Annotated in this window: 31 protein-coding genes; 9 read left to right on the top strand and 22 right to left on the bottom strand. The window is 53.7% G+C overall.

Annotation, left to right across the window (positions count from 1 at the left end):
- Positions 1-60: 60 nt before the first annotated feature.
- Complete coding sequence (locus IFT57_RS07425; protein ID WP_192092491.1) at positions 61-957, top strand: hypothetical protein; 897 nt, start codon at positions 61-63, stop codon at positions 955-957.
- A 189-nt stretch (positions 958-1,146) separates the two neighbouring features.
- Positions 1,147-2,241 carry an RNA-guided endonuclease InsQ/TnpB family protein gene (locus IFT57_RS07430; protein ID WP_192151023.1) on the top strand — a complete coding sequence of 365 codons (1,095 nt, stop codon included), beginning with the start codon at positions 1,147-1,149 and terminating at the stop codon, positions 2,239-2,241.
- Here IFT57_RS07430 and IFT57_RS07435 read toward each other — a convergent pair.
- The 7 genes from IFT57_RS07435 to IFT57_RS07465 form a co-directional block, all read right to left on the bottom strand.
- Entirely contained in the window at positions 2,238-2,786 is a 549-nt protein-coding gene (locus IFT57_RS07435) for a hypothetical protein (protein WP_241032689.1), read from the bottom strand. The genes IFT57_RS07430 and IFT57_RS07435 overlap by 4 nt on opposite strands.
- 104 nt (positions 2,787-2,890) lie before the next feature.
- A complete protein-coding gene (locus IFT57_RS07440; RefSeq protein ID WP_197982704.1) occupies positions 2,891-3,148 on the bottom strand; it encodes a hypothetical protein in 258 nt (85 codons plus the stop codon).
- A 57-nt stretch (positions 3,149-3,205) separates the two neighbouring features.
- The gene (locus IFT57_RS07445) at positions 3,206-3,604 is read right to left on the bottom strand and encodes a hypothetical protein (protein WP_192092487.1); all 399 of its coding nucleotides are present in this window, start codon (positions 3,602-3,604) and stop codon (positions 3,206-3,208) included.
- Positions 3,605-3,627: 23 nt separating this feature from the next.
- A complete protein-coding gene (locus IFT57_RS07450) occupies positions 3,628-4,062 on the bottom strand; it encodes a hypothetical protein (protein ID WP_192092485.1) in 435 nt (144 codons plus the stop codon).
- 31 nt (positions 4,063-4,093) lie between these two features.
- Positions 4,094-4,708, bottom strand: a complete 615-nt coding sequence (locus IFT57_RS07455) for a hypothetical protein (protein ID WP_122531102.1) — start codon at positions 4,706-4,708, stop codon at positions 4,094-4,096.
- Between the two features lie 3 nt (positions 4,709-4,711).
- Positions 4,712-5,086 carry a ProQ/FINO family protein gene (locus IFT57_RS07460; RefSeq protein WP_122531101.1) on the bottom strand — a complete coding sequence of 125 codons (375 nt, stop codon included), beginning with the start codon at positions 5,084-5,086 and terminating at the stop codon, positions 4,712-4,714.
- Positions 5,087-5,153: 67 nt separating this feature from the next.
- On the bottom strand, positions 5,154-6,944 hold the full coding sequence (locus IFT57_RS07465) for an ATP-binding protein (RefSeq protein WP_192092483.1): 1,791 nt from the start codon (positions 6,942-6,944) through the stop codon (positions 5,154-5,156).
- Between the two features lie 152 nt (positions 6,945-7,096).
- Between IFT57_RS07465 and IFT57_RS07470 the strand changes: the two genes are divergently transcribed.
- Both IFT57_RS07470 and IFT57_RS07475 read left to right on the top strand, forming a co-directional pair.
- Positions 7,097-8,167: a hypothetical protein gene (locus IFT57_RS07470; protein WP_122531099.1), complete on the top strand. Its 1,071-nt coding sequence runs from the start codon at positions 7,097-7,099 to the stop codon at positions 8,165-8,167.
- A 175-nt stretch (positions 8,168-8,342) separates the two neighbouring features.
- Entirely contained in the window at positions 8,343-9,116 is a 774-nt protein-coding gene (locus tag IFT57_RS07475; RefSeq protein WP_122531098.1) for an OfxX fusion product, read from the top strand.
- Positions 9,117-9,183: 67 nt separating this feature from the next.
- On the opposite strand, the gene IFT57_RS07480 is transcribed toward IFT57_RS07475, so the two are convergent.
- The 6 genes from IFT57_RS07480 to IFT57_RS07505 form a co-directional block, all read right to left on the bottom strand.
- Positions 9,184-9,648 carry a hypothetical protein gene (locus tag IFT57_RS07480; RefSeq protein ID WP_241032688.1) on the bottom strand — a complete coding sequence of 155 codons (465 nt, stop codon included), beginning with the start codon at positions 9,646-9,648 and terminating at the stop codon, positions 9,184-9,186.
- A 152-nt stretch (positions 9,649-9,800) separates the two neighbouring features.
- On the bottom strand, positions 9,801-11,978 hold the full coding sequence (locus IFT57_RS07485) for a hypothetical protein (RefSeq protein WP_122531096.1): 2,178 nt from the start codon (positions 11,976-11,978) through the stop codon (positions 9,801-9,803).
- A 154-nt stretch (positions 11,979-12,132) separates the two neighbouring features.
- Entirely contained in the window at positions 12,133-12,696 is a 564-nt protein-coding gene (locus IFT57_RS07490; RefSeq protein WP_241032687.1) for a hypothetical protein, read from the bottom strand.
- A gap of 111 nt (positions 12,697-12,807) precedes the next feature.
- Positions 12,808-13,626: a hypothetical protein gene (locus tag IFT57_RS07495; protein ID WP_122531095.1), complete on the bottom strand. Its 819-nt coding sequence runs from the start codon at positions 13,624-13,626 to the stop codon at positions 12,808-12,810.
- Between the two features lie 64 nt (positions 13,627-13,690).
- The gene (locus IFT57_RS07500) at positions 13,691-14,461 is read right to left on the bottom strand and encodes a molybdopterin-dependent oxidoreductase (protein ID WP_241032686.1); all 771 of its coding nucleotides are present in this window, start codon (positions 14,459-14,461) and stop codon (positions 13,691-13,693) included.
- The gene (locus IFT57_RS07505) at positions 14,461-14,727 is read right to left on the bottom strand and encodes a hypothetical protein (protein WP_122531094.1); all 267 of its coding nucleotides are present in this window, start codon (positions 14,725-14,727) and stop codon (positions 14,461-14,463) included. The genes IFT57_RS07500 and IFT57_RS07505 overlap by 1 nt, the downstream gene beginning before the upstream one ends.
- A 137-nt stretch (positions 14,728-14,864) precedes the next feature.
- Here IFT57_RS07505 and IFT57_RS07510 point away from each other — a divergent pair, with 137 nt between their 5' ends.
- Positions 14,865-15,218, top strand: coding sequence for a DUF4031 domain-containing protein (locus IFT57_RS07510; RefSeq protein ID WP_192092481.1), 354 nt, complete (start codon positions 14,865-14,867; stop codon positions 15,216-15,218).
- Between the two features lie 300 nt (positions 15,219-15,518).
- Here the strand turns inward: IFT57_RS07510 and IFT57_RS07515 are convergent, their stop codons facing one another.
- A complete protein-coding gene (locus tag IFT57_RS07515) occupies positions 15,519-16,091 on the bottom strand; it encodes a non-canonical purine NTP pyrophosphatase (RefSeq protein ID WP_122531092.1) in 573 nt (190 codons plus the stop codon).
- A 180-nt stretch (positions 16,092-16,271) separates the two neighbouring features.
- Here IFT57_RS07515 and IFT57_RS07520 point away from each other — a divergent pair, with 180 nt between their 5' ends.
- Positions 16,272-16,532, top strand: coding sequence for a hypothetical protein (locus tag IFT57_RS07520; RefSeq protein WP_122531091.1), 261 nt, complete (start codon positions 16,272-16,274; stop codon positions 16,530-16,532).
- A 21-nt stretch (positions 16,533-16,553) separates the two neighbouring features.
- On the top strand, positions 16,554-16,751 hold the full coding sequence (locus IFT57_RS07525; protein ID WP_122531090.1) for a hypothetical protein: 198 nt from the start codon (positions 16,554-16,556) through the stop codon (positions 16,749-16,751).
- A gap of 20 nt (positions 16,752-16,771) precedes the next feature.
- Here the strand turns inward: IFT57_RS07525 and IFT57_RS07530 are convergent, their stop codons facing one another.
- Positions 16,772-18,058 carry a hypothetical protein gene (locus tag IFT57_RS07530; protein ID WP_122531089.1) on the bottom strand — a complete coding sequence of 429 codons (1,287 nt, stop codon included), beginning with the start codon at positions 18,056-18,058 and terminating at the stop codon, positions 16,772-16,774.
- Positions 18,059-18,262: 204 nt separating this feature from the next.
- On the opposite strand from IFT57_RS07530, the gene IFT57_RS07535 reads away from it, so the two are divergent.
- Positions 18,263-18,700 (top strand): KfrB domain-containing protein, encoded by a 438-nt coding sequence (locus IFT57_RS07535; RefSeq protein ID WP_122531088.1) that lies wholly within the window; start codon positions 18,263-18,265, stop codon positions 18,698-18,700.
- Here IFT57_RS07535 and IFT57_RS07540 read toward each other — a convergent pair.
- From IFT57_RS07540 to IFT57_RS07570, 7 genes are all read right to left on the bottom strand, one after another.
- The gene (locus IFT57_RS07540; RefSeq protein WP_192092479.1) at positions 18,689-18,991 is read right to left on the bottom strand and encodes a hypothetical protein; all 303 of its coding nucleotides are present in this window, start codon (positions 18,989-18,991) and stop codon (positions 18,689-18,691) included. The genes IFT57_RS07535 and IFT57_RS07540 overlap by 12 nt on opposite strands.
- An 11-nt stretch (positions 18,992-19,002) precedes the next feature.
- Entirely contained in the window at positions 19,003-19,236 is a 234-nt protein-coding gene (locus IFT57_RS07545; RefSeq protein WP_122531087.1) for a hypothetical protein, read from the bottom strand.
- Positions 19,237-19,357: 121 nt separating this feature from the next.
- Positions 19,358-19,702: an MgtC/SapB family protein gene (locus tag IFT57_RS07550; protein WP_163020479.1), complete on the bottom strand. Its 345-nt coding sequence runs from the start codon at positions 19,700-19,702 to the stop codon at positions 19,358-19,360.
- Positions 19,703-19,725: 23 nt separating this feature from the next.
- Positions 19,726-20,268, bottom strand: coding sequence for a hypothetical protein (locus IFT57_RS07555; RefSeq protein ID WP_122531085.1), 543 nt, complete (start codon positions 20,266-20,268; stop codon positions 19,726-19,728).
- 55 nt (positions 20,269-20,323) lie between these two features.
- On the bottom strand, positions 20,324-20,893 hold the full coding sequence (locus IFT57_RS07560; protein ID WP_122531084.1) for a PH domain-containing protein: 570 nt from the start codon (positions 20,891-20,893) through the stop codon (positions 20,324-20,326).
- Positions 20,894-20,990: 97 nt separating this feature from the next.
- Positions 20,991-21,449: a DUF3828 domain-containing protein gene (locus tag IFT57_RS07565; protein WP_122531083.1), complete on the bottom strand. Its 459-nt coding sequence runs from the start codon at positions 21,447-21,449 to the stop codon at positions 20,991-20,993.
- A gap of 3 nt (positions 21,450-21,452) precedes the next feature.
- A complete protein-coding gene (locus IFT57_RS07570) occupies positions 21,453-22,208 on the bottom strand; it encodes a hypothetical protein (protein ID WP_192092477.1) in 756 nt (251 codons plus the stop codon).
- A 303-nt stretch (positions 22,209-22,511) separates the two neighbouring features.
- Between IFT57_RS07570 and IFT57_RS07575 the strand changes: the two genes are divergently transcribed.
- Positions 22,512-23,510 (top strand): efflux RND transporter periplasmic adaptor subunit, encoded by a 999-nt coding sequence (locus IFT57_RS07575; protein WP_122531081.1) that lies wholly within the window; start codon positions 22,512-22,514, stop codon positions 23,508-23,510.
- The last annotated feature ends 1 nt before the right edge of the window (position 23,511 follow it).

Genomic DNA, 23,511 nt, shown 5'->3' on the forward strand with positions numbered 1-23,511 from the left:
TGTGGGCAAAGCTCGGTTTTGGTATAAATTGCTGAAACAATAAAAATAAGAGCTCTGCCCATGCCAAAAGATCATCTGCGCCTCAAAGCTGTTAACTCCCTTTCAAGTTTTTTCCGCAAAGCTGCGACCGCCCTGGATGCGCTGACCTCGGTTCAGGCTGAGTGGGAAGGCATTTTCCCTCATCCGCTGCAATTTGAGGAATTCACAGAGAGCGGCCATACGGAATTGCGCTACCGCCTTGGCGACAAGCTTTCCGTTGAAGAGCTCGCTCTCAAGCATAATGCGCACGGTGTTTTCTTGAGCGTTAACCCGATTTGCCGCGAGTACGTGATTCCCAATTTTGAAACGCTTCGCGATTTTTCGGGGGCTGTAGCAAGCAGCGACATCCTTGAAAAATACTCAGGGCTTCGTTGGGACACCGCCAGTGCCGACGAAATGAAGGACTTCTTCTTGGAATTGTTCGGCCACAGAACCTCCGACACCGACTTCTGGGCCATCAGAGCCGGCAAGCTTTTTGGCTTGGTGTTCGCGATCGCAAAGGATCAGGCCACACATGAAGGCAAGGTGCTTACCGCCATGGCTGTGCGCGACCTGCTACCGCTTGATCGCCTGCTTGAAGTCAAGCACTCCCGCCAGATCATCGCCCCAGAGTTGGCAGAAGAGCTCGCTCGCTATCTTTTTGATCTTCCTGGCTACAGCGAAGACGACGCCATAAATGGCTCTGTATCTACCATGGTCTATCAGCACCACGGGTATTTGACGATGCAGGTGACCCAGCTTTTCTCGGCGTCGGGTGCTCATGCCTTCACGCGTGATTACCGTTTGCGTGCTACAGAGATCGATTACCATGCCGATGTTCCAATCAGCAGCGTTTCGGCCAAGGTCGAAGACAATGTGCTGGTGGTGTCCGTCAAGTATGTCGACACCAGAGACAAAAAGGTCGTAATCGCAGTTTGATCAGCTTGCTAAACAGAAACCGCACCTTGGGGGCGGTTTTTTGTGCCTGATCTTCAATCACCAGTCGTGTGGGAAGCCCCGGAGTTCAGTCCGGGGTCAAGAGCACGGACGCCGAAAGGCGTCATCAGTCTTATTGTTGAGTTTGGTGTGTAGCAGAAGGGTTTCAATAAATGGTAATCTTCTCCCTGCATGGAAATCACCAAGACCCTAAAGCTTAGAATCAAGGACAAGCATGCCAAGACGATGCTTGCGATGGCTCGCGACGTCAATCAGGTCTGGAATTTCTGTAACGAGACACAGTTCAGAAGCCTGAAGCGATACTGCAACAAACCCAAGGTGTGGCTCTCGGGGTTCGACCTGCAGAAACTCACCAACGGCTACAGCAAATGCGAAGGCGTATCCATTGGTTCGGCCACCCAGCAGCAGGTCTGCGAAGAGTTCGCTTCCAGGCTCAGGCAGTTCAAACGCCAGCGCCTCAATTGGCGGGTGAGTGATCGAAAATCGCCTAAATACTCCTTGGGCTGGGTGCCGTTCAAAGCACGCGCCCTGACCTATAAAAATGGCCAGGTACGGTTCAACGGTATCAATATTGGCCTGTGGGATTCCTACGGGCTGTCGAAATACACCTTCAGGGCTGGCAGCTTCAACGAGGATTCTAGGGGTCGCTGGTATTTGAATATTGCCGTGAAGATCGAGGTCGTGGATAAGCGGGTTCCTGCCGGCTCCTCGGTCGTGGGCATCGACCTAGGCCTCAAGACTTTGGCCACCTATTGCAGCGGCGATAGATTCGAGCCTGCTCGCTGGTACCGAGAGTCACAAGCAGCCCTTGGGATCGCTCAAAGGGCCAGAAAAACGCGGCGCATAAAGGCGATCCACGCCCGCATCGCCAACCAGCGCAAGAACACACTCCATTGTGAAACTTCAGCGCTGGTAAAGAGACACGCAGCCATCTTCGTTGGCAACGTGAACGCCAAGGCCCTGGCAAAAACCAGCATGGCGAAATCCGTGCTTGATGCCGCCTGGTCGACGTTCAGAACACAACTCCAGTACAAGGCCATCAGGCATGGAGTGGTGTTTGCAGTGGTCAACGAAGCGTTTTCAACCCAAACCTGCTCGTGCTGTGGTGTTAATCCGCCCAGCAGTCCGAAAGGTAGAGCCGGACTTGGAATAAGGCAGTGGACGTGCAGTGATTGCGGTTCGATTCATGATCGAGACGTCAACGCCGCACGGAACATTGCCCGCCTGGGACTTCAGGCGCTTGCAGAAGGAATCCCCGCTCTTTAGGGCGGGGAGGAAGTCAAAGCCGACTGATGGGAAACCATCGCGCAAGGAAGAAATGGAAGGCCAAAGAACCTTTCCAGTTCCTGTCTTATGCTTAAGCTCATACCCTTCTTTTTCTGGAAGTCCCCGCAGGCGCTTTGTAGGGTATGTATCCAAATGCCCATGTTGATGATACTTGCCGCAGAGGCCTCCAGGAAAACAACCTTGGGAGGAGCGCACATTGACCTGTCTGGCAGCAAAGGCCCCGCTGCCCAAGCCTTGGACACATCAATAACGCCGGGATGGCCTTTCTTTGGTGGGGATGCCATCACTGATTTTGCACAGTAATCCAAGAGGCCGTGGATGCCTACTTTCGTTGTTTTCGAGACTTCCAGGCTGGCCCAGTCAAGGTAATCATCGGTCATCCTCAGATCTACCTTGAAACCAGCTTGCACCTCATCGTCGAAAAACGCTTTCAATTCTGCAAATTTGAGGTCTGGTACGCACACCCGGTAAGGCTCTACTTCCCCGCTCTCAACTTTGGAAAGATCGGGTTCGAGCGCCAGCATTATGATTGACTTTATCCGCCCCATTTTTGAGATCCCCCTTAAATAGAGTTGAGAATCCTACGCCTGGCATCAAGGCGGGTCAAAGGGCGACTACTGACTGCATCTCAGTCGAGGTACATCGACTCTTGGTAGGACTCAGGATCTAGGTTGCGATCGTGTTTGAACGTCACCTTGCCATCCTTAGCCAGCTGGATGCCGTACTGAGTCGCTTCACTGGGGGTTGGCCAGCTTTTCCTCGACGCCAGAGTGTACTCACGCAGAGTGTGCGAGTCTGAATCATAAAGCTCCATGACCTCAATCGTGTTTTCCTCGGGGCTTCGAATCAGGTAGTAGGTCGGTGGATTGGAGTCTTCGCACATCATGATTCTCTTTCCTGCAAATTGGTGGGGAGCCAGGTAAGGTCGACTCCTAAAAATGTTTTATTTAGGCTCAGTAACTGAAGCGGCCTGGCGCGGGCGCAACATCCACAGTGCTCCTACCACCAGGATCGGGATGCTGGCCCATGAAAACATACGCATCGACAACCACATCCACGACTCAATAGCCTTGGATTCCGGTAGGCTCTGGATGACATCGAGAAAAAAAGCGCCAAAACACATCATAGGGGGCCAGAGAAAAACCGTCTGAAGGGATTTCAAGGCCTTACCGCTTTCAGCGTTTCTGCTTGATGCCCACAGCAGTAGTACGATTGTCAGTGCGAAAATTTGCCAGAACCAATCACCGATTGCAATCAACTCGGAGCCTTTTATCAGTACGCCGGTTAGGCTTCCAACGAGCATAGTGCCCACGAAAACAGCCGACCAGGTTGGTTTGCTCATGACGTTGCCATTGCCAAGGTCTATTACTGCGCCGTGAGGGGTTCGCGAGGCCACCCAGCGTCAAATCCAGACCAGACCAGACGCTTTACTACGACGCCGGACAAACGTGCGGCTAGCAATGGAATAGCAAATCCAAGAAACAAAAAGACGAAGCTTTCGAAGGTGCTTGGCTTCCCCATGTCGGGCGTCACATGAAATGCCCCGAGCATGAAAACCAGCCACACCAAGGCCCCAAACAGAAAGCTTGGCGCAGGCTTTGGATTGCCAGTTGCATGCTTCATCGTCCGGGAGAAGATGGTGGTGATGACAATCCAGATGATGAGGCTGCACCAAGCGGACAGAAACGCAAGGTGGGTCACCGATGCAACAGCGGCCAACGATAGCGTGCAAAGAATTACGGCGAAGACAATGACTGCGCGAATCGATCGATTTTGGCCTGGTTTGGCTAGACTGATCATCTGAAACTCCTAAGCCCAGTATGAGGGCAATCTATTTCCCAGCAGCCTTGACTCTGACCTTGGGGTAGGTTCGCAAGCTATGTGTGTGTTTTGCTCTGTGAAGAGCACCTGTGACTGCTTCACCTTGCGCCATAAGCACCGTAAGTCCGTTGGCCGGATCAATCTTGGAAAGGCCGGGCGCGTCTTTGGCTATCTCGTAGGCATATCGGCGAACGAGCTCTTCGCTGACCAGCTTTGCCGCAGGCTGCTTGAAGACGGATTCGACGATCAGCGCCAGCTCTGCATCAGAAACTGCCGGCAGATGTTTTTGGAATACCTGAGCCAGCCATTCCCGCTCCTGGTGGGCCAGCTTGCCGGTCTTGGATTGGCTGAGCATGGCGTCGATGCATCCCGAGCAGATCCTTGCCAATTGCTGGGTGTCCAGCACCACGTCTGGCAACGTAGGAGCCCCCTCCTCGATCACCAGGAGACATTCCGTGGCAGAGGCGTGGGCTTGCTCGATCAAAGCCCGCACGCGCACCTGAGTGGCTACAGGGCTCTGGTAGAGAGCCGTGCCCACTTTTCGCCCCTGAAGCACTGACATGGCAAAAAATTCAATCAATGGGGCTTTTCTGGCACTGCGGCCAGCGATACCTGGAATGTGCATGGCTTACTCGTTTATCTGACGCTGGGAAACGATGCTTTGTTTTCGAGAAAGGGCTTTTTCCCGGTCGACTTCATCCAATGTGCCTGCCGGATGCCCAGCCAGGTCGATGCGATGGGTCGCAGTCTCGAAGGATTTCAAATAGAACTTGCGGCCTTCCCAATACTCCACCGCCTGGCCGACCTCATAAAGGGTTATGGTGGGGTCAGTGGATTTTAGAGATTCGTAGGCATGAGTGACAATATCTGCAGCCAACGGCTGCACGGGATGGGTATTTTTAGGAGCGAATGCCAGCGGGTGCCTGGCCTGAAGCGCAGCGATCAAATCGAGTGTGCGCTCCAGCCGTTTTCTTTTGCGGTTTGCTGTAATTGATCCGGACATGGAGAGTTCCCTAGAAGACGAACTCAATATACATCAAAATCGCTTTGCAGACAAAAAGAGGGCCTCATCAGCTCCGACGCAGAGTTTTGCGTGGCGGTTTAGCGCCATCATGGGCATCAAACTCTTTCCACTTCTCCAAAACAGCGATCAGGTGATCGATCGATGGAGTGACCTGGCGGTGGGTTGCCAACGCCAATGCAGTGGAGCATGTGTTTTTGATTTCGCGGCCATTGACCTTGTAGGACAGCAATGTGTCCATATGCGGCTCCAACAGAGCCTGGTCGAAACCTGCGCGCTTGAGCAGCGTGCGCCAAATCGAATTCATCTTTGCCGTCGTCGGCTCCGGGAAGTGCACGGCCATGGTGATTCGCGACTTGAACGCAGGATCGATGTTGGCGATCAGGTTGGTCGTGAGCATCAGAGTGCCGGAGTAGTACTCCAGGTGTTTCAAGGCTGTGGCCACCAGGGCGTTGCGACCCAGGTCTTCGCCTCTGCGCGACATCAGTACATCTGCTTCGTCCAGAAGGAGTATCGCGCTCCAGCGTTCAGCAAGTCGGAGGATGCGCTGCAGGTTGCTATCAAGTTTTGGTGCGTCCGTGCCCAGCTCCCCCATGCCGACTTTGTACAGGGGCTTGGCGAGCAGCTCGGCAACGGATTCAGCGCACAGGGTCTTACCGGTACCGGGCGCGCCGCTTAGCAAAAACAGCGCTCCGGTATCTTTATTTGCGATCGCATCTAGCTTGGCAGTACGGTGTACCACGCAAGCGTGGATGAGCTCCTTGACGTCATCTTCGAGCACCAGCTCGTCAAAGGCATTTTCACTGAAAAAGATCACACTGGTGCGTGCAGGGTGGCCACAAAACCAGCGAGAGGTCTTGAGGTCATAGGACATCACCATCGAGACCACATTCAGGCGGTTTTCAAGGTTGTCGACACTGACCAGCGTGGGCTCGCGACCATGAGTGTTCACCCGGTAGTCCAGCGCCGCATACATGCTTGCAAAGAACTCAGGCTCAACCTGGTGGCAGCCCTGGGGATCCATAATGACTCGCGAATTCACGCCAATCTCGCGGACACTGTTTTGTGGGCCAGGAATAAAGCCAACGCCATTGTAATCGACGTGAAATCCAGCCTTGGCCTTGCTGATGATGCCAGCGAAGTCAGCATTGCCGCGCAGGGTGATTCTGGTCTCATCGGTGAGTGGCACGAAACGCAGTTGCTCAAGGGTCTGCTTCTCGAATTCATAGATCGTGCTGTTCTGAAGGCTGGCCAGCATTTTCTCGCCATAGGCGATGAGCACATTGCCCACCACTACAATCATCAAGGATCCTTGGGACTCACGCAGGTAAACCCCCGTGATCTGAGTGCCGCTGGTGTTGAGCTGGTCATAGACAGTTTTGCCAATCATGCCCTTGAGCAGCGCGTAGTACTCGAAAAACTTCACCTCCTTGGCATTATCTTCAGGCCAGGCAAGGTCGGCGTCGTTCTGCTTGAGCATGAAATCAACCAGCGCATCGGTCTCATCCTCTCCCTGTTCACTGGCTTTGAGCACCAGGATGGATGAGTGAGGCTTGAGCATCGAGACTCGCAAATAGCGCGGCTGATTTTCTTTGAAGATGCAATGCGAACTGCTGACGATTGGCAGGCGTACTTCTTTCAGCGTGTTGAGAATCGCCAATTGCGCGTAGTAGCCATCAATATCCAGCCAGATGTTGCCTTCATGCTGGAAGAAGGCCACGCCATCAGCCAGCGGCTCGGAGTTTTGAGCAGAGACGATCAAGGATTCTGTCAGCTTGGCACCCGCCTCTCCCATCAGGATGGAGACCATGTCTGGATTGCGGGTGCGAGCTGAGGACATTTCGAAGCGCCTTGATTTCGGGGATTCAAAGATAATAACCCGCCCCGCGAAATTGTCAATATAGGTTTAATCCGACCTTTTCAATTTATGCTTTTCTCGACCTCATAGAAATGGTACCGTGCCGGACAACCAAATGTGCGGTGAGATTCTCTATGCCCGAGCTTCCTTATGACAAGTTCAACAACGACACGTACGTGGAACTGCTGAGTCGTGACCCCGCCTCGGACGTCGAAGCCCATATGTTTCGCAACCCCAGTGGCGGCGTATTGGGGCCGGGCAACATTCGCGGTAATTTCTCCACAGAGTCCAGACTCAAGGCTGCCAATGCTGTTCTGCAGTTTGCGAGTGCCGGCGAAAGCGGACTGGTGTCGCTGAAAAAGACCATCACCGCCACGCTGCCAATGCCAATGTCATTGGTGCGACGCTACTCTCTCAAGCCAGAGCGTCTCAGCCATAACCAGCGCGTACCCATTTTCTTTGATAGCAAACTCGAAAAGTTTGTGATCTTGATGGATAAACGGTTTCTGCGGGACATCAAGGGGTCGGAGCTTGATCTGTCCAATCGTGAGCATAAGCACAGGTTCAAACGCTACGATCACATCGGAAAAACCGCCGCCGACGCCTCGCCTTACCTGGGTCTGATCTATGACAGCATCTCCGCCATTCGCGAAGATGCAGATGGGTCTCCCTTGAAAGTACTGGCTGACCTCTACATGGCCTACAACCTTCGCATTGAGGATGGGGAAAAGGTCATCTTGCTCAAGGTTGCTCAGGATGAGCAGAAAGGCTCACTGTTGGTCGGCTACAAATTCAACGCCGGACTTCTTGAAAGCTTGGTCAGGCATCATTTCGAATTCGAGTTCACCACTGCCTATCGCTTCGGTGATATCTGCTATCTGGCCTCGGCGGACGGATCGATCGAACGCGAGAGCAGCTTTCACCTGAACAAGCGCCGTGATCAGGACGACACCCTGGTGGGGCTGGATGCCATTGGAAAAGATCAGGGCAACTTCGCTTTGCTGGTAATTCCGTACAGCCAGGATCAGTACGACCTTCTGGCCAGGCTGCATGCTCGAATGCATGAGCTGAGCGCAGACATCATGAGCCTGGTACGCATGCATCAGAACCCAAAGGCACCATTGGACGCCGCCATCATTCCGTCAGCAGGCGCTTTGCCATGGATCAAGCCCCTATTGATCGACCATGAGCCTGGTGAACAGTAAACTGGGCTATGGCATTATGTGCACATCGTTACACCAGTGGTGTGGCTGAATACTGGCGAACAATCAGTATTGATCGACTATTGCCGCTTCAGGCCCAAAGAATTCTGAGTGGGGATTTGATCAGCGGGCAAAACTCTGACAGATCGCCACTTAATACAGCATTAGGAGTATCAGAGTGAGACTGAGGATCAAGGGTGAAATCACTCCAGAACGGCTCGTTGAGGCCTATGCAAAGGCGTTGGAAAAAATTCACGCAGTAAGGCCCGGAGCCAAGATATATGGCGCCAACCTGTATCTGACGCCCTTTGATGCGGATGGGATGGCGTTTGATCTGGCGGATGATCGGGGCAACTCATTGATAATGAATATTTCCGCCCCGCCAGGAACGGTGGTCAAACCCGCCCTTTCCGCAGAGGCTGAGCAGCGCCGCGAAGCTGCTCGCGAGGATGAGCGTCAGCGCGATGCCCGTGCAAATGAACTTCAGCGCCAGCATGAGGCTGAAATGGATCGCAGGTATCAACTCAGAGCAGCCCTGGAAGCCAAAGCCAAAAAATCCCACCTGGCCCTGAATTCAGTAACAGATGATCTACTGGCTTCAGCGCCAGAACGGCTGGCTGAAGAGCTTAACAAGGTAATCCGCTTCAACTGGGAGAGCTTTCAGCCGACCGAGCCCAACGGCCCGAACAAGGGTGAGCCCAAACCAATGCCTGTATTCTCGCTGCTTGAGGGCAGGCTGCAGCTTTCCACAAAGTCCTGGAAGCAGCCCAAGATAGTGCCTAACCCCGTTGGCAGCCTCAAAGGGTCACTGATAGCCCCGATGTGGACATACGGGGCCTGGGTCGCCTCCACGGTCGCCTTTGTGAAGGTGTTGGAGCAGCTCAGTGGATCACTGCCCGACGACATTCCGGGCGATCACTTGCCCGTGTTGAAGTCGGTGGGTTCGGACTGATACCTGAGCGTCGTTTCTCACCGGGTACGAAAAAGGGCAGCCTCAGCTGCCCTTTCTACTTGATCGATCAATTCAGGTTGGCTGTCCCCTGTCCAGGGTGTTCACAATCCAGAGGGATGGTCATCCACTTCTTCTGGTCTCTGTCGAAAATCTGGGTTTCGTACCTTCCGCCAGCATTGGTCAACAGGTTATACGCCTCGCTTCCACAGAGTCCTCTGGCGCCGGACGAGAAAATGTTCACCATCTGGGTTTCGCGTGTGGCGCTTTCATCAGAAAACGCTTTGCGTTCGAACTCAACCCCCACCCGAATCACAAACACTTCGCCCTCGGCGACAGCCCGATCGAAACCAAGCTTGCCTTCACGCTTGGTGACGCCTTTGTTGTAGCCGTCAGCTTGGTACTGGGCCATCTCGCATGCCTGCTCCTTTCCAGCAGGGCATGGCACTGAATCGGCAAAAGCGTGCAAAGCCATCAGCAACAATACGCCAACCCCAGGGGATGTGGCCAACTTCATCTTCCAGCTCATGCTCATGCTCAACTCCAAACTTTAGGGCGACTGCCGAGCAGCCGTAGATGTCGACATAAGGGAGTCAACACGATGGCTGAATATTCGCAAACAATTGCCAAACTGTCAATTTCCAATAAAAGGTTTAACAGCTCACCCACTTCAAATTCTCAAAACGCTCAGCCGACGGCCCTTGCTGGGATTCTGGGCAGGAAAAGAACCTGGGAGATAACAAAGCAAAAATCATCATTGCTGTGAGGTGATGTTTTGCTCAAGGCCTTGAAGAAGAAAGCCCCATCCTCACTACGAAGATCACTTGGGATTCGATGGTTCTCCAGGCTTTCCTGGATAGACTGTTCGAATGCTGGGGTTTCTCGGGTGCTCAAGCCGAATGCTGCGAAAACCGGCGCATAAGACATGATGTCTCTGATGCGATCATCCATCTTTGCCGTTGTTGCACTGAGCGAGACCCCGTGCATTCTGGCCGATCTGAAATCGCCTCGAATTGCCACGAAGAGTTGCTCATGTGCCAGAACCTTGTCCAGGCCAAAATAACTCACCTTTCGAGTCAGCTGCATCAGTCCGAGGGCTTGTTCGTGATGACTTTTGAAGGCACCTTCGCACTCCGGCACAAAAGATTCAAACATCCCTTCGGTTGCAACCTTGCGAGCGACCAGGTATTGAATGGCCTCGGCTGCAGACAGCGATAGCCCATTCACGCTCAAGGAAGATCCCACAAGAATTGTTGTAGGCTCTGACGAACTCACCCGCAGTTGTGTGGGCAACCCAAAGCAGGGTTTGTCGGCTAAAAGGCTTTCCAAATTCCTGAGTAGTCGCTCACCGCCATCGGGCAGTAGGTTCCTGTGATTCAGGCTGCCTGAACGCATCACCTGCACGATATCATGCAAGCTGGGCAGAGCTCTGGCATGGGCTTTCAATGCTTCTGCCACAAAGCCCAGGTTCATCAGCTGCTCAGACACCTCCCACCAGGTTGCAGGGTGGTCATCGCCCAGCAGGTCAATGGACGAATCCACCAGCGAGTCTGCGCCTGGGAAATACGCATTGGGATAAGCGCTGAGCGAGCGCCGGTCGAAAGCCTGCTTGGCCAGGTCGCAGCTCAGGTTGTACCAGCCCAGAGAAGGCATGGAATGACCACCTAGCAGCTCCAGCAAGCACGCCAGATCCTCGATAACGCGCTGCGTGGGGGTTCTGACACCCAGCGGTGTGTCGAGCAGGTTCACCGCCTGCTCCGTGGCCAGATCAAGCTTGATGATCTTTCCGGCCCATGGATTGTGAAGATGCTCCTCTCGTGCCCGGTACTCATCCTCAAAATCAATGGCAACCAAGCGCTCAGGTGGCACGCCAGAAGCACACAGAGCGTGATTGACCAGGACATGATAACCCTGCGATTGCTTACCCACCGCATCGTAGACCAGTTCACACTGAGATGGCAGGAGGCTGGAACCTGGCTCAAAGGAGAAGATGGATCCTGATGCGCCAATAAACGGGACGCTGTTCGCGCCCATCTTCCAGGGCGATCCCAAATGGTAAACGGGCATCAGCAAAGCAGCTTGGGCAATGCTTATGACCTTGGAATGAGCAATTGAAGCTGCCGGGGTATTCGACAAGTGTGAATCAATGATGGTCGCGTTCTTGAGTGACTCGCCCCTGTTGCTACCCCATGTGCTAAGCGAGAAAGTGTGGTGCGCAAGTTGGTTCTGGTCGCCAAAAGGTACTTCATCCCACAATTGCTGGGTGTGGTCATCCAATCCACGCAAACCTGTAGACGCCCGCAACCATCGCATAAATCGAGTTGAGCGTCTCAGAGTCTTGAGTGCATCGTCAGCGCCTGAGTGGATTTTAAGATTCATGCTCCATGGTAGGCAAACGCCCAGCCCTTGGGCCATGTCTTCAAACTGGACACCGCCTGCGCACCCGTCGGTGTTGAGTTCAACGTTCTGCCGCTCAACCTGATCTTCAACCCCCTTCTGTTCAAGCACCTCATCCGACAAGATGACTTGGTGGCCCAGTGCGTCCCTAAATCTTGCCAAAAACTCATTGTGGCGCTCATCGATCTGGGTAGTTAGAAGACCCACGCCCACTTGCGTTGTGAGCTTGACGGTGGCGTGAACGTGGTTGTGAGGGATAATCATCGGCGCTTCAAAGTCGACGCCCCATGTGAGTGTCGAAGGGCTGCGAGTGAACTCGAATTCCAGGGTGTGTCCCGGCTTGTGCAGGAGCACGCCAAGGCCGCGAACCAGTGACTCAGCGAAGTCTATTCGCTGGGAATCACGCATAGGATAGGCAATACCCAGTATCTGCAGGACTGTTGTGCGGGACGTTGAGTTCGAAGACATGAGGACGCCTAGGCAAGTGCGCAGGCTAGAACCTGCATTTGTTAATTTTTGCCAATATAACACTTATTCGAGGCGCACTTCTAAAATAGGCCGTACAGAAGTCCAGGATTCATCAATATCCGGATATGCACCCAACAGCCGATCGTTTGACCGCTTACGGCGCAGGTGAGTATCCAAAGTCGTTGCCAAGATGCATCGCAGGTGCTTTTGGTTTTGCATCCAAAACCTCAAGACCTTTGTCTTTGGCATATTGAAGCAGAGCCAGACCAGGCTCTTGGCCAACCACCAGGCAGACCAGTCGAGATGGAGCCACCCATTGGCCGTTGGCCCCAGTTACGCCCACATGGCCATTGAGATCCTGAATCAGGTCGGACAAGCTTGTCCAGGTGCGAGGCGTGGACTTGGAGCCGCCTAGCGTGTTGGCAGCGTTCTGCCCCAGATATCTAGGGTTGTCCCGCAGAAAATCGGAAATGACAGGCTCAACACCTGAAGGCATTGTTTCGTGAAAACAAAGCCACATCTTGAAAATTTCGGCATCCGAATAGACAGGGGTTGCAATATTGACTGCAAAGCTGAAGGGCTCTGGGGGCTCATCCACCAGCACGCCCTCGCTGGCACGCACGTTAAATGGACTGGCGGTGAGATGGTGGGGGCTGAACACGAACAGGCTTGGTGGCTTGATGTCATCCATCGTTGATGTTGTTGTGCGGGTCATCATTGCTTCTCCAGGGGCATTCCCTATTTTAGAAGTTGAGGCTGACCCGCTTCAAGTTGATCATGGGCAAAAAGCAGGCCCGCAAGCGGGAAAGGACGACCCCTCTCCTCTGCCTCATGCCGACTGGGCTTGATCAGAAGTGCCTACTTTGAAGTGTCCGTAGAATGCATCGGCTCCATAGGAGCTGGCGCGTACCTTATCCAGGGCCCTTCCAAGCTCAATCTTGTCTGGCTCCACAAGTTGGGAGATGAAAGGCGCAAAGCGCCCGAAGGCGAGGACAGCCAAGCCCTCATCAACCGTCAGCTTGGCCCGCTTTAGAAGGCTGGTACCAGAGGGATTTCGTTGGGATTCGCGCAGGCAGAAGGTATGGAAAAGCAAGTGGTTGAGCACCGCAGGGATTTTGATGGCATCCAGCAGTTTGGCTTTCATCACCACCTGCTCAGCTTTTGGCAGGCCATGGATCAAATCCATGAATGGGCTTTCAGGGGCCGGCATCCAACCACCCACCACATAGCTGGACACTTCGCCATGGGTCACAGCCACATCGTAGACTTTTTGGACGAGAAGGCGCACTTCCTCAGAATCCAGGGCCTGATGGATGCTCCACTGAACCTCCCGCTTCAGGCGAGTGGGCTGATCACTTTGGATTTGCTCGCGCATCGCCGGGGAAAAGGATTCCTCGCAGGCCTTCAGCATCTCGTCATAGGCGCCCTGTAAGCCGCGCTGTGGATGTCTGCCGATGACATTCAACAAGCAATCCTCTATCGAGAGGCGCTCGCTCGACACATCATCCGTAGACTGGACGTGAGCGCGAAGAAATTGGGCGCATTTTGAATAAAAGTCCGCGCCAGGCCCCAAATCACCACAGTCGAGGGCGTCAAAAAAATAGTCGTAAAAGCTGGCTTCAGCTTCGGAGGGTTCGCGCAACTGCATGTATTCTTCCTCTGCTGTTTTTTCGAGAATGCGATGTTCCGGTTCATCAAGAACTGACCGCTGATCAGCCTAGATGTTCGGCATACCAGCGTTTGAATCGCTCCCAGCCTTTAGGTGGTGGAAGTACAGCCTTGATCAAGATCGTTTCTGGGCGGATGGGCTTGGTCGCTTGTTTGGGCCCATACCGTTCCTGACGCCAGGGGTTGCCCCGATTGTGGTAGCCGCGCTGCTCCCAAAACCCCGGTTGATCCCCAGACAGGAACTCGATACGAGTTACCCACTTAGGTGATTTCCAAAAATAGAGATGGGGAATTACGAGCCGCAGCGGCCCGCCATGTGACACTGTCAGCGGCTCCCCATTGAGATGCGTAGCCAATAGGGCCCCCGCAGCCAGGAAATCAGCAAGCGTAAGGTTTGCACTGTAACCATCAGCGCCATGCACCAGAACGTGGGTCACATCGTCGCCCACGGGCAAGCGCTTAAGCAATTCTCGCGTTCCCACCCCTTGAAAATTTGCATCAAAGACCGACCACGCCGTAACGCAGTGGATGTCATGAGTGTAATGGGCTGTAGGCAGGGTGCCCCACCCTTTCCAGTCGTAAGAAAAATCAGGTTGCCCAGGAATGGAAATCACCAGCGACCACGCGTCAAGCTCAAGAACCGGGTGCACACCCAGATCCAGCACAGGAAAGCCCTGCTTTACCAAGGACTGCCCAGGCGGGAGGCGGTCATACGACTCCTCGGGATCTCCTATCAAGCCGGATTCCCTGTCAGCCCGGCGCTGCATGTTGTCGATTCGTTTGCGGGAGGCAGAATGCATTTCTGGGGGTTGCATTACAGGACTTTTCCCTGGGCATCGATCTCGCCGGCAGCCTGGCGCGTGATGAAAGTGACCAGTAGTCGCTCAGCGATCTGGTAATGGTCATCGATGGTCGTTGCGGGCTCACAGATCTTGGCAAGCTGATGATACAGCGCACCCTCAACCAATTTGCCATTGCGCTGCCAGCTCAGCAGGTCTTTGGCCAACTGCAGGCTGTTGACGGAAATGAACGCATTGGCGATCGAGCGATAATCCTGAATCGGGTCTTTATCTGCACTCATGACGAAGGCTCCGCAGTGTAGGGATGTAGTCACGATTGTATTGAATTGGATCATTGATTGCCAGCGTCACGGCAACCCGGAGGTCTCTTAAAGACCAGATTCTGGTATATTGCAGGCTCACACTGGAGGGCCACTGGATGACGATCTACGTAGACGATATGAAGGCAGCATTCGGCGGCATGGTCATGTGTCACATGATTTCAGACTCTGAAGAAGAGTTGCACCAGATGGCCGACAAGCTTGGCATCAGCCGCAGTCATCACCAGGCGCCACCCAAGCACCACAGTCACTATGACATCGCTCAGAGCAAGCGAGCCTTAGCCATCAAGCTTGGGGCCGTTCAAATCAGCCAGAAGGCGCTGGCCTGCATGTGCATGCACCGAAAGCTGTTTGCAAGACTTGGATCGCCAGAAGAGGCAGTTCGCTGGCGCATGGGTAATGAAGCAGCCGATGAGATGACGCGGGGACAAACGCCGGATCTGTTTGGCTGATTTGCTTGCTGGCCAACCTCGTAGGGTCTGAGCCAGGCATCTGAACCGCCTTTTTTGCTTTCAACTGAATCTGTTATGCACAAACCTCAAGGCGCATAGTCAATTTATGACAAATGCGAAAACGAGGTGTGTTATGGACGCGGTTATCATGGCTGTAATTGTCGTGGGCACACTAGGCTCTTTTGGGTGCGTGATGTACCTGATTCACGCCGAGGGCAAAGATGCGCAAGCCGACAAAGAGGCCAAGTAGCCCCTGCGCCAGTTAACCTGGCCTGGATGTTTGACTCCAGGCTGAGACGACTACTCGTTTTGAAACGGGCCCGTCCAAGCAGGCAAGTCGTTGCTTTGCACCACCAGGTGCGGCTCGTTGGCCAGCAGCGCACTGAACGCCCGAGCGCGTGCTGAATACTGGTCTTTGAGGCCTCGGTTTTCCAGCTGAGCCAGGCTCTGGCCGACCCCGTAGACGTTGAAAATCGGGTCATAGCCAGATCCTGCCACATCCCACGGGCGCAGGCGCCCCTCCAATGTCCCCTTGAATACTTTGACGATGCCATCTTTCACATAGGCAAGCCGCACTTCCCAGATGAGTGTTGCAGTTTCGTGCTTGGCACGCTCCATCAAATCCTTGAGTCGCCACTTGATGTCGATCACCGGCTCATCGTCGACGACCAAAATAGAATCCTCGACAATCAGGCCCTCGCCACCCTCCAGAGCCTTGTACAGCGCAATCTGGTCAGGGGTGCCAAAGATTTCCTTGAGGTCGGTACCGGTAATGACCGGAATCAAACCTTGGCTGAGTCGCGTGTATTCGGCGATCTTGGTTTTGTTGGAGCTGGCCAGGGAAAGGCCTTCCAGGTGTGGGGCAGAGTGCATGTGGATTCTCCGGAAGCAGTCATCCCAATTTAACCGAAGATGGGCGGGTAATAAAGCCTCAATTTACAGATAAACCGAGGAGCCCGCACACCTGTCTCACGACCTATTGAGTCTTGTCTATCAGCAGATCGTCAGGACGGGTAGAATAGGCAACACCAACGGCTCAATGGAATTCACTGCATGCAGCACTTCAAAGTGGTCTCGATCAGCAAAGACGCTGCGATGAACAGCCCTCGGCACCAGTACTTCAACGATAAGGGCATTTCAGCCTATTCCTGCCTGATCCCTCAGACTCACGACACGGCACACGTGGTGCATTTCGTGAGCGGTGCAGACGGGCAAGAGTACGGGCAGTTTGATGATGATAAAAAAGCCAGGCAGTGCGCCATCGAGGCAGTACGTGCTCAGCGCATCAAACCAGTTGACAGCCCATCTCCATAAATCCTTGAAGCAAGGTGGCTCATGAGCCTCAAAGACGAGACATTCAGAACACACTGCCAGTGCGGCCACTTGCTCGACAACCCAGCTGATCACTTGGGCAACTGGGGCAACTGGCGTTGCCGCAAATGTGGTTGGGCCTATTGCCAGGACTGCGGATCAATCCTGGATTTCAACGACGAATGCATGTCGTATCGCGAGATGCAGGACGAAGAAGCTTAAAGCGCCCTGCCCTGATCCTTCTAAAACCCTGCCAAGTGCCTGATCGACCCGACATGGTCACTGATATCATGCCGGTTCCAACGGATGAACTTCGCCATCTTGCTTCCAGGCTTGGGAAGATAATCAGGCGTCATAGATGAACCGCTGGTGAGGTGCGTTTCGTAGGCTGTGACCAGGTTTTCAGTCAAACCCTCTGGCTGCACCAGCCCTTTGTCCAACAAGCGCTGGACGATTGTCCAGGCCTGGTCGTTATGACGATCCAATGGCTCGACGATGATCGCTGTCAGCATCTTCGCGAGCAGTCGAGGCTCAAGGTACAGGTTGCTCACCCACGCATGGGCAAGTTCCGGAAGCCTCTTGCCGGCGTCAGCCTTGATTGCCTGTTCTGCGCTCAGAGCCAGCGTAACCTGGAACACAAGATCATCCTGGACATCCCGCAACTTAGACTCTTGCAGCCGATTCAAGAAGACAGCCATGGCAGTTGAGCGGTTGTCGGTAGATACTCCCCAGATCAAACCCTTCAGCACTTCACGAGCCCCCTGCTCATCCTCAAGCGGAGCCACATGCAGAAGAAAGTGAAGAAAGGCATCCGCGACCGGGGAGATTCCTTCGCTAGGGTGAAGCTGCTCAAACATTGCAGCCCAGAACTCGAAACGTTGAGGGTTGTGTGGCTCCAGAAGCTGCATTTGGCGAACGACGTCAGCCACCTTCGAATAGCAAAGATGCTCCATCTTTCGCATCACCAAAGGTGCACGGCTCATCAGGGTCTCACGCAGTTCAACGCGGTCGTCACCATCCTTGAGTCCGGATAACACGGCATCAAGGGTAATGTCGGGGTCACTCAGGCACACTGCAGCGCAGAATGCTTCAGGGCTTGCCTGATCACGAATGTGCTTGATCAATCCAGCCCGTCGAAACTTGAGTTCGATTTCAACCCTTTTGACGACAGCCAGGGTTCGGTCAAGCCTCACCTTTCCAAAATGCTTGAACGTCTTGTCGTTGCAAGGGAGACCCAGCTTGCGATGAAAACCTTCTGGGAGATCAGGGGCGTTGATATCGCCAGGGATGTCGATGGGAATTGCGATGTCCTTGATCAGCTTGTTCAGTGCTGTATCCGATCGGGCATGGGAAACAGCGATCTGATACATCGCGTGCTTGAGGGGAAAACTCAAGCCGGTGCGCGTGGAGTGGATCGACAGCGGAATCAGGGTCGAGTCGCCCAAATCATCGATTATCTTGCGAAGCGCCTCTAGGTCGTTAAAGACAACCGCCGAGGTGATGCTGTACAGCGTTAATTCGTCGAGCATGGCTTTGGCCTCATTGTTCTTTCACTCCACAAAAATTTCAGGCGGCTGTCTTTCGCTGCCCAGATCAAGCTCGGCCACTGCTAAAACTTGTGAGAACAGTTCTTGAAAATCCACTCTGAGCTCACCACTTTGCAATGACGGTTTATGGATATATTGCCACAATCAGCGCTATAATGGGATAAACCACAAAAAAGAGGACTTAACATGGCTGGATATTTCCCACCTGTGCTGATGAAGCCAGAGGGCTCGCTCAAGCTCTGCCATATGAACGGATCCATACAGATTGATAAAGTTGTTGAAAATCAATGGCTTACTGTCAGACTGCTGCCGACCAATGCCGGCATCCCCACGGGCATTCATCAGCTGGCTGATGCCAAGCCCGCTTCAGGCGGCATGGGTCACCAGGTGTTCTCTCAGAACATCCTGTATGCCGATAACCGGCACGTCTATCAGTTCAGTGATAACGGGATCGTCAAACACGATCGATCACTGTTCAAGGGCGAGCCTAAATTAGGCGTGGCTTACACCGTTGAGTACGAAAATGGTCGTGGTATTGCGATCGACGTTGCTGCTCAAGAAAAGGGTGACAAGCCTGCCATCGACAAGCCCAGGCACGAGCATGGTTCGAGCTTAAGCCGCTAGGCGGATGGCCTTGGAGGGGTGGAACTGATCGATGCCATGACAGTTTTCGTCCCTTGGAGACAAATTGGTGTGTGCCACGGTGCGCACCTGCTTGACCCATTCCTCACGAACCCACAAAGCAAATTCGATTCTGATTCGGGTCTTGCCTGTCCAAAGGACGACGGCTGGGATTTTCTTGGGGGTGTAGGCCTTGCAGGATGCGTAATGCCACCAGACCTTGTCCTCTGCCAAATAGGTTTGAGTGCCGTCTTCATTGACGGCACTTTGACCTTTGGCGAGTGGGCTGGTCATCGCAACGCTCCTCAGCAGACCTGGAAGTCACGAAGATCCACCGAGCCTTGCTCGCCGGGGCGATGAATCAGAGCCGAAAGCTCAACCTCGCGATGTTCGAACAGCCAGCGACGGCCCTTCTGACGAGCCAGCTCGACACGGGCGCGACGTTCGAAAACCTCACGGACGATGCCAGGGATCTGGGAATTGGTGTTGATGCATTGCAGGTAGATAGGGTCAGTGACCTTGATTTCTGGCGTCGACATGAGGGTTATCCTTATGAGTTTCGAAACTTCAATGTAAATTGGTCGGAAAGCCCGACCTCTTCAGTAAGATTCGAATTCTATGGACACATTGCCACCTTGTCAATATATCACTTACCCATTCTTATACTTTTTTTGCGACATCGTATTCCCTTAGTGCATCCACCATGGTTTCAGCGACACTGCGAGTGGCGGGCGCTTTAGGGCAATGCAGACCACGCTCGACAAAAGCCTGCTGGATCTGGGCGCAAGCATCAGGGCTTACATGGGTTTGGCGAAGTGCCCAAAAGCTGATCAGTGCAACCAATACAGCGCTAAATGCGAAGCTGAGAAAACCCAATCCAGCCGCGATGCCAAGCGCAATACAGGCGCCGAAGACCCACAGTGACTTGGGGCTAATAGCACCCTCATCTTTTGGCGGGGTTGAGTTGATTAACAAATTCAAGCTGTTTGGGGTGATGATGTTCATCTGGAAAAGCAAAGCTCCTGGGCTTAAAGGATTGAGTCAGACCATAGGTTTTTGACGCGGGGTACGTGGCTGAACTTGAAAGGCAAGCCCGCCACGCTATCCTCCGTGAAGAAAATGCTGCGGTTTGGTTTTGAGATATCGGATTCAAGTGCCCCCATCAGATCGAGAAGATGTCGGCGCAAATCACTCAGTGTCAGTGGTGAGCGTACGTTGCGCAAGTCTTCTAAATCTGGGTTCTTTACGCTCATTTCGGTCAAGACTTTGTACAGGTAGTTGGACACCTCGTGGCTGGCCTTGATGGTGTCCAGAATGCCCCAGGTCACCAACCCAGCCGTCCCCGCCACAAGGGCGAAAAAGCCCAAAGCTGAAAGCAACATGCCATGGTTGTCGACCATGAAAGCCATGCCGGCAAACGAAAAGATGGCCACAAGAGCTGCGACGAAGCTGGCCCTGACAGGAATGAAGTGCTCGCGCTGTTCGTCACGTATGACCAGTAAAAGGTTAAGGCAATCTGCGTGCAGGTGCCGGCAGTAGTACTCACCAACTTTGATCGCTTTTGTAGTCATGTTGCCTCTCGCTATTCAGGCTCGCCTGGCATAGTGGCGAGTATTAAAGGAAATTTTACATGTCCAGTTCGCGGACGCCGCGAGCATTGCGGCGAAGCTCACCATGCTGACGTAAAAGACCCTGCAAAAAATCTGGATCCTTGATGCCGTCGATACGAACGATGGGATGACTGCGATCGGAAGTTTCAACCGAAACGCAACCAAGGCCCGCCAGGCGCATCACAAAGGGTTTGTACTGGGAGTAATCTTTGACTCGATAGAGCTCAAGCTCATCGATCTGCTTGTTGAGGACGCCGCTGTAGGTAAACAGGCGTTCAGTGGTCAGCACGAACCGCGTGGTTTTTACCTTGAGGTAGCTCCAGAGCGAATTACCAGCGGCCATAAGCAGTGCGCCAGCAACAAAGCCCGTTCCAAGGGGGATCGGAGAGAAATTTGCGTCCCTGAGTGCCTGCAGGGAATGAGCCCAGTCGGTAAAGGCGTACTCGTTCAGATGCAGCGCCAACAAAAGCGCGAGCCAAAACAAGGCCCATACAAACCATTTGGCATAAATGCCGAAATTCACCCACTGTGAAGGGGTACTCTCCCATACAACGTTTTCGTAGGGATTCAACTGACGTTGGGACACGGTTGCGCCTCCTGGAATTTAGAGGCAGTATGCCGCCACCATGCCCTCATGTCAATTTATAGCTAAACCGTCGCTTCTAAAATTACGAGCCTTTCTGCTAGTCAGCGCTCGCCTGAAGATCCGTTACGGCCACAATTCGCCAGCCATCGACCTCTTTCTCCAGTGCCACCTGAACTTCCTTCTTGTCCAGATAGTTCAGGCCGACAACCACCTTCTCGAAGGCCGTAGTGTCGGTCGCCGATTGTTCAGTCACGGTGACGTTGCCCTTCCAGGATTCGCCATTGTCATTGGACTTGAGGAAGTAGTCCTCTGTCTGACCTTGCGGGCGCTGCATCAAGACTGTGAGGTTGCCAAGGGCCTTCTCAGATACGTAGCGCATAAGGTCAGGGGCGTTATCCTCAACCGGCGTATGATCCGCAAGGTACTGATCTACATACCAGCCGTAGAAGGTCGACGTGACCTCTTTTGGGGTCAGGGCATCGCCCGCCACGGCTTGGCCCTGATGAAGCGCCAATACCAGCAAGGGCAGTGCCAGGTATTTCCTTAAAGCATTCATGCGTTATTCCTCGGCCTTTTGGGGCGGTACTGGCAGGGTGAGAATTTCTTCGATCTTGCGGATCAAGACGGTCACCGAATCCAGTTCAGAACCTGTTCTGGTTTCGTGCCCATCGAATTTCCAAATGGTTGCGCTCGGCAGCCGCTGCGCAAATAGAGCCTTGATGGCGTCGCGGGTCTGCTGGCAGTCCTCAACTCGTTTTTCGCGACCCTCTTGCTTGATGACAAAGCCGCGCTCACGCAATGACTCAAGCCACAATCTTTTACGCTCTTTGTCTGAAACGGGCGTTTCTGAATTGAGAAGCGCAAAATCCCCGAACAGGTGGCAGGAGAAGGTGACTTTAAGATTGTACTCGCCAAAAGCGAATTCACTGGTGAGGCCAAACCCTTCAAGCCTCCACCACTCACTTAGCTGGTCATGGAGAACCTTGATGCCCATCTGCGTTGCTTCGGGGCTTTGAGCTTTACCCAGCATGGTCTCAAGCTCACGCACTCGCAGGTTAGCCCGGCGAATGTCTCTGCTGCGCTTTTCAATGCGTTCATCAGCCTCGGTTGGCACATTCAGTAGCTGGCCGATTTCCTGACAGCGGTGCTCTGCAACCCCCATGATATCGCGGGCGGCACCATGGGGCAGTCCATCTTCGGTACCCAAGAAGTAAAGCAAGCTTGACAGCGCCTGAGAGACTTCCTTGATCTGCTGGGTAAGAACGGCAGTTTTGTCCGCATTCAGCTTGATGTTTTGATCTTGGTTTTCGGACATTAGGGCCTCCAAATAGCATTCTTTGCTCACAGTGGTGCCAGTTTAGTCAAATATTGAAAAAGCCGCCAGACGGATGGTGTGCCATTTACGTTGGGAATCACACTTAACTGTCAATATATTGATTATTCGTTGATTTGGGTAACCGTAAACGGCAAAATTGATTGCATTGCTAACGATCCTTGCCAAAAAGAGAGCCCCATGAGACTCCAACGAACTGCTATAGCCCTCGCCCTCGCCGCTTCTGCGTTACTTGCAGGGTGCGATTCCACTCCCGATACACCTCAAGGCCGTGGACAGCCTGCGATGAAAGTGTCGACTGAGCAGGTCAAGCTATCTGACCAGCGACCTCAAAAAACCCTTCTGGCCAAAGCCATCTCCCCTGCCGACGTCGTTCTCAAGTCCAAGACCACGGGCCTTGTAGAGCAGATCCACCATGTTGATGGCAGCTATGTGAAAGCCGGCGAGATGCTGTTCACTGTCGAGGGAGAGAATCTCAAGCTCTCCATGGATAAGGCTGAGGCCGAACTGCAGACGCAGAAAGCCCGACTGGTTCAGCTCAGCCGAGAAGCCAGCCGCCAGGGCAATTTGTTGACAAACAAAGCCGCCAGCCAGCAGGAATATGACGACGCCCTGAGTGCCAAGAACGTCCAGCAAGCTACCGTCAATGCAGCCATTGCGAGCGTGAAGCTTGCTCGCAAAGAATACAGCGACTCCCTGATCAAGGCACCTTTCTCCGGCATACTGGGTGAAGCGAGCATTTCCCAGGGCGACTACGTGTCACCCGGCGCCAGCCTAAACACCCTGACCTCCATTGACCCAGTCTGGGTATCGGTGGGCATTGCCCAGACCGACTACGACAAGTTGTACCCCAAAGGCTCCAATGGCGCTGATGTCGAGGTCGTGCTGGAGAATGGCAAGGTTGTTCAGGGTGGAAAGCTCGACTATGTAGCTCCTCTGGTTGATGCCGCGTATGGCTCGCTGACCGTGCGCGCTACGGTGCCCAACCCTGATGGCCTGATCAAGCCTGGTCAGTTCGTCACAGCTCGCCTGATTGGAGCGCCTCTGGCGGGTGTTGCGAGGGTCGCCCAGAAGGCCGTTCAGGTCGCCGAATCCGGGCCCTATGTCTACGTGGCCAAGGATGGGAAAGCCCAGATGCGTCCCGTGGATGCCCAGAACTGGGATGGCACCTACTGGACGATCAACAAGGGCCTGTCTGAAGGTGATGCTGTTATCACTGACAACCTGCTCAACATGCACCCCGGCGCCGACGTCGAACCTAACGCCCAGAAAGCGGCGGAGTAAT

Source organism: Pseudomonas sp. CFBP 13719 (assembly GCF_014842095.1).
Classification (GTDB): domain Bacteria; phylum Pseudomonadota; class Gammaproteobacteria; order Pseudomonadales; family Pseudomonadaceae; genus Aquipseudomonas.